The organism is Arthrobacter sp. TmtSoilC51 (assembly GCF_055388015.1).
Genome location: NZ_AP035877.1, coordinates 1,354,465 through 1,370,039 on the forward strand (window position 1 = coordinate 1,354,465; position 15,575 = coordinate 1,370,039).

10 protein-coding genes and 2 pseudogenes are annotated in these 15,575 nt (G+C 60.3%); 10 read left to right on the forward strand and 2 right to left on the reverse strand.

Annotated features, from left to right (window positions below):
- The first annotated feature begins 600 nt into the window (after positions 1–600).
- The 6 genes and pseudogenes from ACZ5G6_RS06300 to ACZ5G6_RS06325 all read left to right on the forward strand — a co-directional run bounded on the left by ACZ5G6_RS06300 (position 601) and on the right by ACZ5G6_RS06325 (position 12,391).
- Positions 601–3,441 (forward strand): hypothetical protein, encoded by a 2,841-nt coding sequence (locus ACZ5G6_RS06300; RefSeq protein ID WP_498690217.1) that lies wholly within the window; start codon positions 601–603, stop codon positions 3,439–3,441.
- Positions 3,438–10,070 carry a toxin C-terminal domain-containing protein gene (locus tag ACZ5G6_RS06305; RefSeq protein ID WP_498690218.1) on the forward strand — a complete coding sequence of 2,211 codons (6,633 nt, stop codon included), beginning with the start codon at positions 3,438–3,440 and terminating at the stop codon, positions 10,068–10,070. Before ACZ5G6_RS06300 ends, ACZ5G6_RS06305 begins: the two co-directional genes overlap by 4 nt.
- Entirely contained in the window at positions 10,067–10,348 is a 282-nt protein-coding gene (locus ACZ5G6_RS06310; protein ID WP_223936234.1) for a hypothetical protein, read from the forward strand. The genes ACZ5G6_RS06305 and ACZ5G6_RS06310 overlap by 4 nt, the downstream gene beginning before the upstream one ends.
- A gap of 573 nt (positions 10,349–10,921) precedes the next feature.
- On the forward strand, positions 10,922–11,245 hold the full coding sequence (locus ACZ5G6_RS06315; RefSeq protein WP_498690220.1) for a hypothetical protein: 324 nt from the start codon (positions 10,922–10,924) through the stop codon (positions 11,243–11,245).
- 53 nt (positions 11,246–11,298) lie between these two features.
- A pseudogene (locus ACZ5G6_RS06320) lies at positions 11,299–11,619 on the forward strand (helix-turn-helix domain-containing protein); the annotation flags it as partial.
- A 370-nt stretch (positions 11,620–11,989) separates the two neighbouring features.
- Positions 11,990–12,391 (forward strand): hypothetical protein, encoded by a 402-nt coding sequence (locus tag ACZ5G6_RS06325; protein ID WP_498690223.1) that lies wholly within the window; start codon positions 11,990–11,992, stop codon positions 12,389–12,391.
- 249 nt (positions 12,392–12,640) lie between these two features.
- On the opposite strand, the pseudogene ACZ5G6_RS06330 reads toward ACZ5G6_RS06325, so the two are convergent.
- Positions 12,641–12,918 (reverse strand): annotated as a pseudogene (locus ACZ5G6_RS06330) (IS110 family transposase); the annotation flags it as partial.
- A gap of 146 nt (positions 12,919–13,064) precedes the next feature.
- On the opposite strand from ACZ5G6_RS06330, the gene ACZ5G6_RS06335 reads away from it, so the two are divergent.
- Positions 13,065–13,436 (forward strand): hypothetical protein, encoded by a 372-nt coding sequence (locus ACZ5G6_RS06335; protein WP_498690224.1) that lies wholly within the window; start codon positions 13,065–13,067, stop codon positions 13,434–13,436.
- A gap of 48 nt (positions 13,437–13,484) precedes the next feature.
- On the opposite strand, the gene ACZ5G6_RS06340 is transcribed toward ACZ5G6_RS06335, so the two are convergent.
- Positions 13,485–13,952, reverse strand: coding sequence for a MerR family transcriptional regulator (locus ACZ5G6_RS06340; RefSeq protein ID WP_223936236.1), 468 nt, complete (start codon positions 13,950–13,952; stop codon positions 13,485–13,487).
- A 142-nt stretch (positions 13,953–14,094) separates the two neighbouring features.
- Between ACZ5G6_RS06340 and ACZ5G6_RS06345 the strand changes: the two genes are divergently transcribed.
- From ACZ5G6_RS06345 to ACZ5G6_RS06355, 3 genes are all read left to right on the forward strand, one after another.
- Positions 14,095–14,517: an Hsp20/alpha crystallin family protein gene (locus ACZ5G6_RS06345; RefSeq protein WP_223936237.1), complete on the forward strand. Its 423-nt coding sequence runs from the start codon at positions 14,095–14,097 to the stop codon at positions 14,515–14,517.
- Positions 14,518–14,747: 230 nt separating this feature from the next.
- Positions 14,748–15,191 carry a J domain-containing protein gene (locus tag ACZ5G6_RS06350; RefSeq protein ID WP_498690228.1) on the forward strand — a complete coding sequence of 148 codons (444 nt, stop codon included), beginning with the start codon at positions 14,748–14,750 and terminating at the stop codon, positions 15,189–15,191.
- Entirely contained in the window at positions 15,188–15,565 is a 378-nt protein-coding gene (locus ACZ5G6_RS06355; RefSeq protein WP_498690230.1) for a hypothetical protein, read from the forward strand. The genes ACZ5G6_RS06350 and ACZ5G6_RS06355 overlap by 4 nt, the downstream gene beginning before the upstream one ends.
- Positions 15,566–15,575: the final 10 nt, after the last annotated feature.

The following is a 15,575-nucleotide window of genomic DNA, read 5'->3' on the forward strand; positions in this document are numbered from 1 at the left end:
GTCTTGACGGGTTCCTTTGGGATCGTCGAGTGGGCCGGAAGAACCAACGGATGAGAGGCGACGCTACTTACGAAATATTTCGGAGAGTCACGAATATGGTTCAGAGAAGCAAATCACCCCAGGGACATTTAACAAATTATTGACTCTTGTTCGGTTCTGCTACTCCGAGGATTGCAACGTGCGGTGTCTTTGAACCACGGTAAAACCTCAGTGAATTGACCAAAATGTCGCTGCGAGAATCGCCAGCCTGTTGCCTGTTCAGACGGCTTTGAGAATGAGTATCTGGATCCGCTGGGACTGCCTCATTAAGGTGTTCCAGCTCCAAGTTCCAGCGTTTGTTACGCGAATATGACGAGCATTCCGAACATGCCCATGCCCAAAGATCGGCCTTTGGGGATGGTCTTTTGAGCTGTTTTCCCGCTACCGCAGAGGGACAAACCAAGGACAATAAGGCATCTTACAACTGTGTTGACTGGATTTTCATTGTAAAAAACCCTTATCAGGGGGATAGCCTGCTCTCAGTTAGTCGTTATGGGGGTTTCGAGACTGCGTCTACTTTCCCTCTGTCGAGTCTTTGTTGCTCCAGAAGGAGTCCCTTTAGTGCGTAAGTCATTCGCCCTGCTTCGCCGTGCCTGCGTACCGGTCGTGGGTTTGAGTCTGCTGGCTGCTGGTTTATCCATATCGGCAGCCGAAGCCGATACTGAACCGCCCGCAGCCCCGGCCGAAAACACAGGTTCGGAGGCTGCGGCTGTTGCCCAGGCCGAGGCGACGTCGACCGATGTCGTGGTGGAGGACGCCACGACACCCACGTTGCTGACCGTGGCTCACCCGGATGGGACGCTCACGTCCACCGTGGACACGGACCCGGTGCGGATGAAGACCGAAGCTGGCTGGACGGACATTTCCACGGATCTGATCCGGACCACCGTGAACGGTGTCAGTGTCTTGAAGCCGGAGAACGTGCCGGTGGACATCACCGTCGGGACCGGCGGCAGTGACAAGATCGCGAGCCTGGACGACAGGAAGGGCCACTCGCTGACGCAGTCCTGGCCTTTCGGAACTCTTCCTGAACCTTTTGTTGAGGGCAACTCGGCGACGTTCCGGCAGGTGTTGCCGGGGGTGGATTTGATCCAGCTGGCCCACAAGACGGGCATCTCGCAGGTGTTGAAGATTGAAACCGCGGAGGCCGCAAGGGATCCCCGCGTGTCCGAGATGCGGATCTTCCTGGATTCCCGGAATGCCGTGGTGGAGCAGCAAGCCGATGGCAGCCTGACAGCCAAGGGCTCGGACTCCGGTGAGGTTGCGTTGCGGAACACTGGTGGTTTGTGGTGGGATTCCTCAGTCGAGGGAGCGACAGCCACTGATCCGGGCGGTCAGGGCGTTGCCCGGCCGTTCAGCCTCACGCTGGGAACCGAGGACGGTAAGCAGTCCCAGATCTTCGGCATGGACCAGATCCTTGATACCGCGAACCTGACGTTCCCGGTGTACGTGGATCCGGACTGGACGATCACACGCGCCAATTACATTTTTGTCGACAACGCCTATCCTGAGACGTCGTACTGGAACGGTAACCTCACCGACGGCCAGGTCCATGTGGGTTTCTTGCCGAATTACTGGGCACCGGACGGGGTAAACCACCTGGCGCGCTCTTACTACCAGTTCGATTCGTCGTACTTTGTGGGTAAGGACATCCTGCAGGCGAAGCTGAACACGGTTGAGACGTGGTCGTCGTCGTGCACGCCGGCGAATGTTGCTTCCTGGATCACTGATCCGGTGTATTCAACGACCCGGTGGAATGCGCAGCCTGTCTTGCGGATGCGCACGGACATGGGCGCGGTGGCCAAGGGCTACAACGCGTCCTGCCCCGCGGGGACTGTTGGGTTTGACTTGATGGCTGGCAAGTCGTTGCTGTTGAACAAGTCTGTGTGGACGATCATGTTGGCCGCCGGTAATGAGTCTGATCCGTTGGGATGGAAGAAGTTCCAGAACAGCGCAACGATCACGGTCCGGCATAACGTGGCTCCGAACACGCCGGTTATCACCACCATCAGTGGCGGTAAATGGGCTGGCACACCGTGGGACTACGCGCATGGGGCCTATTACGTGACCAGGAACAAGAAACCGACGTTCAGGGTTTCCGCCAGCGACCCCGACGGGACCAACGGTGGCGACATCAAGGTCTACATGACAGTCCGCCGGGTATCCGACAACGTCGTCATGACTGCCAGCGATGGCACGTTGGGGAGTGCCGCAGGGGACCAGTTCGACTGGCAGAGCGGCATCGACCTCGGCGATGGCAGATATTATCTGCAAGCGCAATCTGCCGATCAGTGGGGTCTGTTGTCCGGGGTCATGCGGTTCGACTTCGAAGTCGATACAACACCCCCAGCCGCGCCCATCATCACTCAACCTTCTGGCAAGTTCGTGACGACCAACGCGGGCCAGTCCAACGAGGCCCACACGGACATCGACGGGATCATTGGTGAGACACTGTATGACTTCCACCTGGAGCTCCCGCCCGGTTCCGAACCTGTCGAGGGCTTCGTGTTCTCCATCGGCTCGGGAACAGCTGCCACTGCGTATCCCGAGAGCGTTACCTGCAGCACGCCGAGGATTCAGCAATACGTGGCTGTCTGCCCGGCAGGCGGAATGAGTGCTGACGTCGTGATCTCTGCCCTCGACGAAACGACATCCCTGACGGTCTGGGCGTTCGACACGGCAGGAAATGTCACCGTGCCTTTGCATAACGCGACTGCCAGCCACTACACCTTCACGGTTAACGCCGGTTCCGCCACGCCCAGCACTTTCGCGCCGTTGACCCTGAACGGGCAGGTGCAGTGGGCAGCTGTTGGAAGCGTTATCGACCAAAACACGTGCAATGAAAGGCCGGTAGGGGACCAAGGCAAGAAGCCGCAGATGCTGAAGGTCACGAATGCTTCTTCGTGGGCGCAGACGGTGGGCAGTGCCGTTGATCCCAGCAAGAGCTTCAGTGTCGCGGGCTGGTTCTGCCCGACCTCCGTAAACACCTCCTTGCAGGACCTGATCGTCCAGTGGGCCGCGAACAACTCTCCGGCGGCTGCCCTCCGCATCCGAACGGATGCGAAGCCTGAGTTGGTGGCCTGGACCGGTTCCGGTGCTACCGAAGTGGTCACCGGACCGACCCTTGAGGCCGGGAAGTGGGCATTCATTTCGGCGATCTATGACAAGTACAACGCCCAGCTGCGTATCACCAAGACCGATACCAGCACCACGGGTACGTGGGTCGTGGCTGCCTCTCCGGTTGCGCACCGGACGGCGGCTGCCTCGGACCCGGTCAAGCTCGGCTATGGATTCATTGGAAATATCTACAAGCCGGTCATGACGCAAGGCGTCCTGAAACCCACCACCTTCACCGATGCGATGAAGACCTTCACCGACACCACGCAGGGACTGCTGAAATGAAAATCTTCTCCTCGCTGATGCGCTCGAAACCACGGGCAGCAATAACCGGTGTCCTCTCCGCCGCCGTTATCGCCTCCGGCACCGGATTCATCTACATCACAGCACCCTGGGACTCACCGGACCACGTGGATCCGGTCAAACCCGTCCCGGTCCAGGAGTACGTTCCCGAAAAGGACACCTCAGCCGATCACCAGATTGTTGATGACCCGGCCGCCAACAATGGCAAAACGATCGAGGGCATCGGAACCGGCGTCGTACCGACTGTTGACCCGGGTCCGCCGGTGGACCCGGCATCGGTCTCAGGACCGGCCGGTACCCGGTCAGTACCCTTGGGGCCGATCAGTCTGGCCCCGGTGGCGGCGCCGATGGCACCGGCCCTGGGCGACGACAAGGGCTCGGGCGATTTCTCCAAGGTTCCTGGCGCGGCGTCCGGTTCGTGGGGTGTTGCGGGTCAAACCGGTTCGTTCACCTGGAGCTACCCGTTTGCCCTGCGTGATGCCCCGGCCGGCCCGACCCCGGCTTTGGGTATTTCCTATGACTCTTCCCGTGTTGACGGGTTGACCAGTGCCACCAACACTCAGGCCACCCCGGTGGGTGATGGGTGGGCGTTGACCGGGGGCGGGCAGATCCAGCAGAAGTTCGCCTCTTGCATGGACCAGGGTGTGGCGAACTCTTATGACCTGTGCGGGAACCCCGGTGGGCAGCAGTTCACCATTTCCTTTGGCGGCCGTTCGGGCATTATCATCCTGGACGCCAATAGCGGGGTGTACAAGCTGCAGAATGATGACAACACCAAGCTTGAGTACCTCAAGGGTGCGGCCAATGGCACCTTCGATGGCGGGTACTGGAAAATCACCGACACCAGTGGTGTGCAGTACTGGTTCGGTGTGAATCGCATCCCGGGCTGGTCACCGGGGAAGGAAAACAACTCGGCTGACATCGTCCCTGTGTATGGCCTTCCGGGCCAGCCGTGCTACAACAGCGCCGGGTTCGGCAGTTCGTCCTGCATGCAGGCGTATGCGTGGAACCTTGACTATGTTGTGGACCCGAACGGGAACTCCCAGGGCTTCTTTTACACGCAGGATACGAACTACTACAAATCCCAGGCCGGCGCCGGTGCATTGAAGGCCTACCACCGTGCCAGCCGTCTCGCCCGGGTGGATTACGGCATGCGCGCCGGGACCGAACTGTCCACCCAGGCGCCCCTGCACGTGAACTTCGGCTACACCGGGCGCTGTGAAGGCGTTCCTGACTGCCCCACCTCCAACGGCGACGTGCCCGTCGAATACGTCTGCGCCTCCACGGGCCCGTGTTCGACCTACTCGCCGACGTTCTTCACCTACTACCGCTTGCAAACGGTAATCAGCCAATCGTTGACCGGTTCGAGTTACGGCAACACCGACTTCTGGACGTTCTTCCACGCCATGCCAACCCCGGGCGATGGAATGAAGCCCGCCCTGTGGCTGGGATCTGTGATCCATCAGGGCACCAATCTCACCTCCGCCACCGGTGGCTGGATCACCGACCCGGCTGTTGTGTTCGCCGGGCAGCCACTGGATAACCGGGTGTGGGCCACCGACGGGCTGGCACCGTTTGACCGGTTCCGGCTCAAAACGATCACCACGGCGACCGGAGCGAGCATCCAGGTCACTTACAAGGCTGCGGAATGCTCCGCGACCAACCTTCCGGCATCGGCTGAAACCAATACCATGAGGTGTTTCCCGCAGCGCTGGACGCCGACTGTTCCGATCGCCCAGCCGGCACGGACTGACTACTTCCACATCTACCCGGTTGACCGTGTCGTCAGCAAGGCCGGCCCCGGAAGTGCCGGTGGCCTGGACCTGACCACCACCTACGGCTACGTGGGGACGCCGGCGTGGAGGTACGCGGCCCCGAAGTATGTCTCCGGCACGGCAGGGGAGAACATCACCTGGTCCGTGCTCGCGGGCTGGTCGAAGGTGAAGACCATGGTCGGAACGGCCGCGTCCAACCCGACCACCGTCACCACCTACTTGCGCGGCCTCAACGGCACCCCATCGAACAAAACCGGCGGGCTGCGCACCGACACGGTCACGCTTTCGGACAGCACCGTCCTCACTGACTCGGTCTGGTTCGCCGGGCAGGAAGTCGAGAAACAAAGCTACGCCGGTGACGGCGGGACCCTGATGGGGACCACGATCACCGTCCCCTGGGCTTCGGCACCGACCGCGACCAGCACCGTCGCCACAGGCTCAGCCCAGGCACGCCACATCGCCACGACATCGGTGACCAAGAAGACCACGACCAGCAAGTCCGCCTCCATGCGCGTCTCACAGACCAGCATGGCTTACGACGCCTACGGTCGCCCGATCCGCACCTCATCCACCGGTGAAATCAGCGTGGCAGGCGACGAGAGCTGTGAGATAACCGTGTACGCGGATTCCGTCGCGGCGAACATCCTCTCCCTGCCTGCCACCGTCGATACCTACGCCGCCGAATGCGGTGCCTCCGGTCCGGCCGGGAACCTCCTCAAGGCAACCCGGACCCTGTACGACGCCTCGACGTCTGCGGTCCCCGGCTCCGGCGGCTACGTCGCACCGACCAAGGGCAACACCACCCGCACCGACACGGCAACCGCCGTTACCGGAACCGCCGTGACCACGTGGGCACAAGGCCCCACCGTGACCTACGACGCGCTCGGACGTGAGACAAAGTCAGCCGAAAGCAACACAGGTGTGCTGCGGGAAACCATCACCGCGTACACCCCTGCGACCGGGTTGCCCACCACGGTGACGCAGACAAACCCCATGGGCTGGGTCTCGACGACCACGCTCGATTCCATGCGTGGGCAAACGCTGACCAAGACGGATCCCAACGGCAAGATCACCTCTTACCGCTACGACCCATCAGGGCGTGTCACCGGCGAGTGGGACCCCATGCGCCCGGCGGCGTCCAACACCGACCCCACCGTGGAGACCAGTTACTCGATCTCCTCGACCAACCCCTCATGGGTCAAAACCCGGACCAAGACCGGCAACGGATACGTCACGTCCTTCACCGTGTATGACGGTCTTGGCCGTGAACGGCAAACCCAGGTTGACTCACCCGGCGGCGGAACGATCGCCACGGACACCTGGTACGACTCCCGCGGTGCCAAGAGCACCGTGAACAACAAGTACTACATCTCCAACGCTCCCGACGGGGTGCTGAGGATCCCGACACTCGCGGTCCCGTCCTCGACGATCTACGAATACGACGCCTTCCGTCGTCCGACCAAAATCCGGACGATGACCAACGAAAACCAGGAACTCTGGGCCACCCAGATCAGCTACTCGGGCCTGGACACCACCACCGTCACGGGACCTGGAACGGAATCAGCGGTCAAGACCCTCGTCAACCTCGATGGCAATATCGAAGCCAGGGCCCTGTACCACGGCACCACACCCGCCGGTGCCGCCGATATCTCCTCCTACATCTACGACGCCCTCGGACAACTGACACGGATGGGCGACGGGGCGAACCTGTGGACCTGGACCTACGACGCAGCCGGACGTGAAACCGGCGCCGTGGACCCGGACGCCGGCACCCGCAGCACTACCTACGACGCAGCAGGTCGCACGGCCACCACAACCGACGCGATGGGCACGGTCACCACGTACGCGTACGACAAGCTCGACCGCACCACTGCGAAGACCGTCTCGGTCGGCGGTGGCGCGGCCAAGACCCTGGAAACCAGGACTTACGATGGGGAACTGAAGGGGCTGCCAACCAACACGACCAGGAACAACGGTGCAGCGTTTGACCAGCCTGTTGTGACCTCGTACAGCGGCTACAACAACGCCTACCAACCCGGCACAACCGTCGTTACGCTGCCGTCCGGCCTCGCTGGCTTCAACGGCTCGTACACCATGACCCGGACCTACTCCAGCAGCGGAAAGCTCACCGGCGAAGATACCCCCGCTATCGCCGGGCTGCCGGCAGAGACAGTCCGTTACGGGTATGACCAGTTCGAGAACCCGTCAGCGTCCTGGAACGTCGCCGGTGACCAGTTCGCCGGCGCCGCCCAGTACGACAACCTCGGGTTCCTGACTACGTATGCGCAGTGGGACGAGGCCACCTCGTCGACCGGGACCGGGAACATGACCGGGACGAACAACACGTACTTCAGCTGGAGCGGCTCCACGGGCCGTTTGCTGGAGCAGTGGACCACGAACAACACCCGTGGCACCATCTCGGACCTGGGTAAAACCAAATACACGTACAACGAGGCCGGAAAACTGACCGCACGCGAACTCGCGTTCAGCAGCCGCCCAAGCGTTGCCACTGACTACCAGTGCTACGACTACGACTACGCCTCCCGGCTGGAAGCCGTCTGGACCCCGGCGTCCAAGTCGTGCACCACAGCACCCACACCTGCCTCAACCAGCGTCAGCGGCCTTGGTGGCCCGGCAGCATACGCCCAAACGTACGCATACACAGCAGCCGGTGACCGCTCACAGGTCAAACGCTTCGGCTCCAATGGTGCACTGGCAGTGACCGAACAGTACAACTATGCAGTCCCGGGAACCGCAGGACCGCACCAGGTCGACTCGATCGTGTCTACCGTCTCCGGCACGGCAACGACCCGGAACTTCACCTGGGACGCGGCCGGGCGGATGACCAACCGGGCAGGTCAGACCATGACCTACACAGCCGACGGCCTGCTGGCAACCACAACAGGGGCCAGCACCGTCCCGGCGAACCCGAATCCGGGCGCGACCAACGGAACACCACCCGGACCCAGCACCGGCGCCGGCAGCCTCGGTACCAGGTACTACGACGCCGACGGGGACCTCGTCGGTGTCGTCGACGGAACCGGCACTACGGTCACCCTCGGCCGGATCACCGCGCACGCCACCAAAGCCACCACACCGATAAAAACAGCCACCTGCACGTACACGTTCGCAGGAAAGACCGTCGCGCAGCGTACCGCCGCAAACGGATCCGCGAAACTGTCCCTGATCGTCGGCGACTCCGTGAACACGGCCCAAACCATGACACAACCCACAGTCGGGACCGGGCCAATCACCGCAATCCAGCGCTACACCGACCCGTTCGGCCTCGCACGAGGCAACAACCTCACCGGCCAAGGCAACAACACCTACACCGCCGCCGGCGCAACAACCGCTGGTGTCGGCTCCAACGCCGCCAACCCAGCAGGCTTCGGCGCCGTCAACGGATACATCGGCGGGCTCGATGACACCGTCAGCTCCCTGACCCACCTCGGAGCACGCGAACTTGACCCCGTCACCGGTGCCTTCACCAGCCCCGACCCGGTCCTCCACACCGACAAAGGCGAAGGATTCACCCCCTACTCCTACTCATGGGGAGACCCGATCAACCGCTCGGACCCGTCAGGTCTGGACTGGTGGGGGGACGTCGGCAACTTCTTCAAGGACCACGGCTCAGAAATTGTCGGAGCCGTCACGGGTGCCGTCGTCGGTGCCGTAGTCGCCGTCGGTGTTGCTTCCCTGGTCGCAGGATGCATCGCCACGGTCGTCTGTGCCGTCGCTGGGGCCGCGGTTATCGTTGCGGGTGCTGTCGCCGGCGGGATTGCTGCGTCCGGTGCTACGGCCATGGCCGACATGGCACAAGGAAAACCAGCTCCCTCAGCCGAGCAATACTACGGCGGCATGGCCAACAACATCGGATGGGGACTAGCCGGAGGCGCGGTAGGGTCCGGCGTCGGGCAAGTACTCAGTAAAGCCGCCCCGTATGTCGGTTCGTTCGTCAGAGGACTCGCTGGCAACGGATCTGGAGGTGCAGCAAGCGCTGCCTCCGGCCGAGTAGCCTCCCAGAACCTTGCCAAACAGTCCTACCAAGCAGCCCAACAACAAACACAGAACCTCGGCAACCAAGCCGCAGCCAAGGCAGCGACCTCGTCCCCCAGTACTTACTCGGGAAGCATGAGTAGTGCAGCGAAAGCGTGTTCCTTTGCAGGCTTCACCGTGGTTCTCATGGGAGACGGATCTAAGAAGCCGATCGACGAAGTCAAAATCGGAGACAAGGTCCTAGCCACCGACCCAGAAACTGGCGAACAGGAACCCAAAGCAGTCGAACACGTCTTCGTACACGAGGACACAGTTGCTGAGCTCATCCTAGACAGGGACAGCATCACGACTACCGAAGATCACCCCTTCTGGTCAGTAACAGATCAACGCTTCGAACGCGCCGACCAGCTCGCAAAGGGAGAAAAGGTCCTGGCATCCGACGGCACCCAAGTCACCGTTGCCGGTTTGAGTGACGGAACTTCTCGGACAGCCCTTGCCTACAACCTGTCAATCGAGGGCATCCACACTTACCACGTTGGCCGTGCTGAGATCCTCGTCCACAATACCTGTGACCTCAACGGACTGATGCTGTCCAAGAATCAAGGGTCAAAACTCACGACAGGGCAGGCGTCCGGCTTGGCGGAGTGGCTAGGATATGCCAAGGTTAGCGGTCGTCAAAGCCACGGTCAGGCCATCTATACTAACGGTAAGAATTTCATTAGCCCCGATGCCGATACGCATTCGTTAGGGGTTTGGAAAATGGCATCAAAGGTTGACGGATTTGGCGCCAAGACTCGATTGGGAACTTATGATGCGCTCCTGCAATGGTATAAAAAATGAGAAATGATCCATGGGGGATATCTATTCCCGGGCTCACCCATGAACGCGCTGAAGAGATTCGCGAATTACTGTTACCAGAATCTCGCTTTGGTGTCGTCCTGCTTGATCCCCAGAAGTTCTTGATCGAGGGATTCGATCGTTCTACCGTTGAGGTGTTGATCAAGTGTATGGAAGCCGGACTGGCGGCCGGGGCCTTAGATTCAGACGAAAAGAGCGGTGTTGAGAGTCTTCTCGACGACTATCGTGACTGGCTGGATCACTGTTCCAGCGTCGAGTGATTCAGGGGAGTCGGGATGGTCCGAGGAACCACTCAGCTATTAAGGCTATCCCCTTGCATGAATCCGAACTGTTGTACAAGCCGCGCCACGGGGTGGAAGCCGTTAATGGGCTAATGGAAGGATCGGCTCGTTCCTTAATGGCATTCTGAGCGAGGTGCGTACGTTTCCGATCTTTGGCGAGTACAAAGGAGCGCAAGCGAGCACCAACTTTCTCGTCTGCTCCTCTGCGACGAAACTCTAGCTCCAAATAAAAGAGGCATCGACTGTTGGTCGATGCCTCTTTCACTCTTGAGGAGCACCTCCATGGTTTCAGGAATCAGTTCAATACCCGAAAATCAGAAGCAGGGCTACGTGATGTCCGGTCGACCTTGGCATGTCGGACTTATGACCACGCAGTTTGTTGGCAGGGAAATTACTCAGGCTCGGCACTGTGGTCCTAGTACGACAGAAATACCTTGCAGGGAAAGGAGCCATGAGCCAGGTTGAGGTTACGGGGCTCTCCACGGTTCGTGGTGAATGTTCTGCCGTGATGCATCTTCATGGCGCTGTTCTGGCGGCACTGCGCAACAGTTTGTGAGTCCTCGGCCTCTGACCGGCCTACCTGACTACGACCTCGACGTGTCTCTGTTTCCCGAGCTGGCTGCCTTCCTGACGTCTGATGCCGAGATTGACACCACGGTTCGGTTTGTCCTGGGTTGGATTTCGAAGTCGTTCCCTTGGTGTTGCGGATGCGGTCCATCGCCCTGGGAGGCTGTGGGTGAAAAGCTGTGGTCAGAGTTCGAGGCAACCGGCGATCTGGACCTATCGGAGTTCGCGGATGATAGCGAGTATGGCGTTTACTTCACCCACATCTATGCCTCAACTCAGCAGAAACGGTTGTCTGACGCTGGTGATTAGTGCTGCCCGTTAGAGGATCCTTGGGTTCTTGCGGTGATTGCAACACTTAGCGGATGGGTGTTGTCATGGCAGGGTATTCAGTTCATGTGAGGCCTGATCTTTTGCAGGTTTTTTGGGCCGGGATGCAGGCTGGTGATTTCATCACTGATGCCGTTGCTCGGATCGATACGAGCCGGCGTACCGGGCGCAGGGTCCTGCTTGAGGCCGGTGGTGTCAGGCCTCGGCGGGGCCGTGATCTGAAGGGTCGGTGCCTGACCTTCGCCCAGCGTGAAGAGATCGCCATACTGCGCGCCCAGGGTCAATCTCTGCGGCAGATCGGAACGGTGGTCGGTAGAGCGGCCTCCACGATTTCGAGGGAGTTGCGGCGCAATTCGGTAGGCAGGTAGGACAAACGAAAGGATACTGATCCGGTTGTCCTTGTCATTGACAGCGCGGCCGCTCACGGAGAGCACGTCAGCTTTTACCAAGGTGGCGAAAAAGTATGGCTGGCGGACAGCGTTCCCGCCAGGTTCATCTCGGTCCTTCCGGAAGATGACTGAGTTCATCCGCGCGGCCGCTGAGAGGCCAGGCGTCCAAGTCGATGTATGGTTGTCCGTCGATTACGGGCGCGACGAAGCGTATCCCTCAGCTGCCTTCCGCTTCGTGACCCACAGGCCAGGCGACCCCTGGGCTGGCGACTTGGCGGGCTTCAAACAGCCGGTCCTTCGGATGACTTCCCAGCTGGACCATAGAGATGGATGAAAAATGAACTTTGATTCAGAAACCTTCGGTGGCTGGTTGAGGGCCAACGATTCACTCTCAGAGTCGCTGCTCCATAATTTGTCTCTCGAAAAATATGGCTATTCTGTACAGGCGGTTTTCAGACGCTTCATCGATAATGGCGGCAACGTGCTCAGTGCTCCATATGATGTCGAGATTCATCTGGAAGCAGTGGACTCCCTGAATCTGGTAAGAGCCCTGATGGATTATTCCGTGGAGCATCCTGAAGAGGTCAACTGGGGTTTCACTGAAGTGTCTCTCGTCGCCTTAGAGCCGGAGGGTGACCGCTTCCGCCTCAGTGTCATCTGGGAGGGCTGGGATCGGAAAATTGAGATCCTTTGTCGTCGGGTGTGGGTATCGATACCTAACCATGCAGTCCATGGTTAGGTATCCCGCGTGGAGTCTCTCTCGATACCGAAAAAATTCAATTATTTTGGGTGTTATCAGTTTGTTTGTTCTTGGTCTTCCGCTGGGTGTTATGGCTTTTATAAATGCACGAAAAGCAGAATCCTGTGGTGTAAAAGCCTCCGCCGGAAAAGTGCTTGGAGTCGTAGGATTCATGACCGGTGCGATCGTCCTGGGCGTCTTCGTTTTCACGAGGTAGTGAGCATGGGTGTGGTTGAAGATCTCTGAAGCGCTGAGGCACCTCGCTGCGCTGATTGCCTTGAAGCCCTTCTCTTTCAGCAAGGGTGCTGCCTCGCTGACTCTCACCAGCTCGTCCAGCTGCTTCTCATTGTTCATGAGCTGTTCGTCTAGTTCGAGGATGTGTTTAGCGAGGCGAATGGCTTCAGTCCGGGCGACGCAGAGGGATAGTTCTTCCTCGCGGGGCGCCGCCGAGAGATCTCCAAGATCTGGGAGGCGGTGAGGGATCTGCGCGCATCGACCCCCAGGTTGTTGCTGCGCACCAGTGCGTTTTGGGATGATCGGGAAGCGCTTCGGCAGCGCGCCGCCCCTGACGATTAGCCTCTGTTGCCGGGGGCCGGCAGGTTCCACAATTGGGATTGAAGGACGGAGCCACGTACCGAGGCACGCCGTGCTCCGAATCAGGAGGTGCATTCATATGCAGATCGGCCGAGTTCACGCAGCGTCCAAGCCTCACCCTGCCGCCGTCACTGCCATCAAGACATTCCACACCGTGGCGTGGCTTTCGATTGAGTCATGCGTTGTCTACGTGCTCTACCAGGGTGTGGCTGGACGCACTGACAGACGAGTTGGCATGGCAGCGGCGGTGATAGCTGGCGAATCCTTGGTCTTCGCAGGCAATGGATTCCGGTGTCCGCTCACGCAGCTCGCCGAACACTATGGGGCCGAAAGCGGCGCGGTGACGGACATTTACCTTCCGAAATGGTTCGCTCACAACATGCCGGCCATCCACGTTCCACTACTGATGGCCATGGCCTACCTGCACATCCGGAACTTCCGGCGCCGATAGGCCACGAGCGCCGAGTTATCACGCTGGCCTGCCTGGCATCTGCCCGGTTCACTTGCTGGAGCCTTGCTCCCCACCCCGAGCCCGCTTCAGATCCTTCCGCAGCCCTCTGTTATCGGCCCTCAACTCCCGGTTGTCGTCGGCCAGCCCACGATTGTCCTCGGTAAGCTCCCGGTTGTCTTCCGTGAGCCCGCGGTTGGCGGCCTCCAACTCGAGCACCAGCTTCACGCCGGCCAGGTTCAGCCCCTCGTCAAGGAGCGCGCCAATCCTCCGCAGTGTCGCAAGGTCCGTTTCGCTGTAGCGGCGGGTGCCGCCGTCGGTCCTTTTCGGGGTGAGTAGCCCTTTGCGCTCATACAGGCGCAGATTCTGCTGGCCTGTACCCACCAGTTCAGCCGCAACGGAGATGGCGTAGACGCCAAGTCCGTCCCGGTCGGCAGCGTCACGGGTGCCAGCGCCGTCCGCCTCCGCGGGCGTGCCGCCGTCGTAATCCGGCCGCTCGGTGTCGTGATCGCCAGCCATGCAAACCTCTCAAAAAATCTTTGAAAAAACCTCTTGCACCACTCTCTCACCGGTGCTATAAAAAATCTATACCAGCCAACACAGATCCGGAAGGCTGGCACAACAACAAAACCGCATCATGATCTGAAGGAGTGAGAACCAAATGCTGATGCGCACAGACCCGTTCCGCGAATTCGACAGGCTCGCCCAACAGGTTTTTGGCACAACAGCAAGGCCTGCCGGCATGCCGATGGATGCTTGGCAGGAGGACGGCCAATTCATCGTTGCCCTCGATCTGCCGGGCGTCACGCCTGATTCGGTGGAGCTGGACGTCGAAAGCAACGTCTTGACGGTCAAGGCAGAACGTAAGTCGCCTGCGGGCGAGAACACCGAGATGCTTGCCGCCGAACGCCCGCAAGGCGTCTTCAGCCGGCAGCTCATTCTGGGTGACACCCTGGATACCGATGGAATCCAAGCCAGCTACGACGCAGGTGTGCTGACACTCCGCATCCCCGTCGCCGAAAAGGCAAAGCCGCGGCGCATCGAGATCTCGTCCAACAGCCAACGGCAGGAGATCAACGCCTAGCCACAGCTGCTCCGCTGGAGCTCCACCCGGGGGTGGCCAACCCAGCGGAGCGTCAGACCGGGAGCTTCCGATCGGCCGCAGCATCGGAAAAGAGGGCGCAGGCTTCGTGCCACGCCACAGCGCTTATTGCGCAGAGGAAAACGCGGCCCCTGACGTTGTCTCCCGATTGATGGCTCCCGGCCCATGCCGGGGGCCATCGCCAAATCCGCAGTACGTATCCGGAACCAGCAGTGAGCAACAGCCAACCCGACCACTACTCGATCCTGAACGTGGCTCCCAGCGCGACAGCCCGTGAAATCACCCACGCCTACCGCTCGCTGCTCCGCACCCACCACCCGGATACGCGCAAAAAGCCCGACGACGGCGACGCCACCAAGGCGGCCGACCTCCAGGAACTCCACGCTATCATGCAGGCATACGTGGTCCTCTCGGATCCGGCGAAGCGGAGTGCTTACGATCGCAGTCGGCGAACCGGTACGACGTCCAGCGGATCGTCAGGATCGAGCGGTTCCTCAGGGAAGCCGGTCAAGGTCCGCATCCATAAAGCGCCAGCCGCTCCAGCTGCCAGCCAAAGGGAACAACAGCCCCTCGTCTTCGGCCCGGTCCACTGGGAACCGCTGCCCAGGACTACCCCGGGCTTCCCCTCGCCCAAAGTCCGAAGGAGATACTTATGAGTGCCTGGCGCTCGTACGACAGCCATCTGATGCCCGCGTTCTACGAGCGATTCGAGAAACGCTGGGGAAAGGGAACCGCGCCGTTCCTGGATCCGGAAGTCCACGAGCAACCCATGCCGCGCGCTCAGTGGATCAATGTAGATACCGGGGCGGCTGTGGCAGTGGTCCCTATTTGGACGGACGATCCCGAACATCGGTCCTTTGGCGTCTTCTACCTCCCGCCCGCCGGCGACATTTGGATACTTCGCCCAGGGCCCACAATGTTTGTCGAACCCGGCAAGGGCGGGAGCAAAGAGCAGGTCTCGCTACGTAACGATGCCTTCAAGAAGGCCGTCAATCACGCCAAGGAATTCATTTACGGGCCGCAGCCTTAGTGTTCTTGCG

What these genes read in the sequence shown, in the direction of transcription:
- ACZ5G6_RS06305 (WP_498690218.1), top strand. Translation starts at nt 3,438, where the DNA reads ATGAAAATCTTCTCCTCGCTGATGCGCTCGAAACCACGGGCAGCAATA.
- ACZ5G6_RS06310 (WP_223936234.1), top strand. Translation starts at nt 10,067, where the DNA reads ATGAGAAATGATCCATGGGGGATATCTATTCCCGGGCTCACCCATGAA.
- ACZ5G6_RS06325 (WP_498690223.1), top strand. Translation starts at nt 11,990, where the DNA reads ATGAACTTTGATTCAGAAACCTTCGGTGGCTGGTTGAGGGCCAACGAT.
- ACZ5G6_RS06335 (WP_498690224.1), top strand. Translation starts at nt 13,065, where the DNA reads ATGCAGATCGGCCGAGTTCACGCAGCGTCCAAGCCTCACCCTGCCGCC.
- ACZ5G6_RS06340 (WP_223936236.1), bottom strand. Translation starts at nt 13,952, where the DNA reads ATGGCTGGCGATCACGACACCGAGCGGCCGGATTACGACGGCGGCACG.
- ACZ5G6_RS06345 (WP_223936237.1), top strand. Translation starts at nt 14,095, where the DNA reads ATGCTGATGCGCACAGACCCGTTCCGCGAATTCGACAGGCTCGCCCAA.
- ACZ5G6_RS06355 (WP_498690230.1), top strand. Translation starts at nt 15,188, where the DNA reads ATGAGTGCCTGGCGCTCGTACGACAGCCATCTGATGCCCGCGTTCTAC.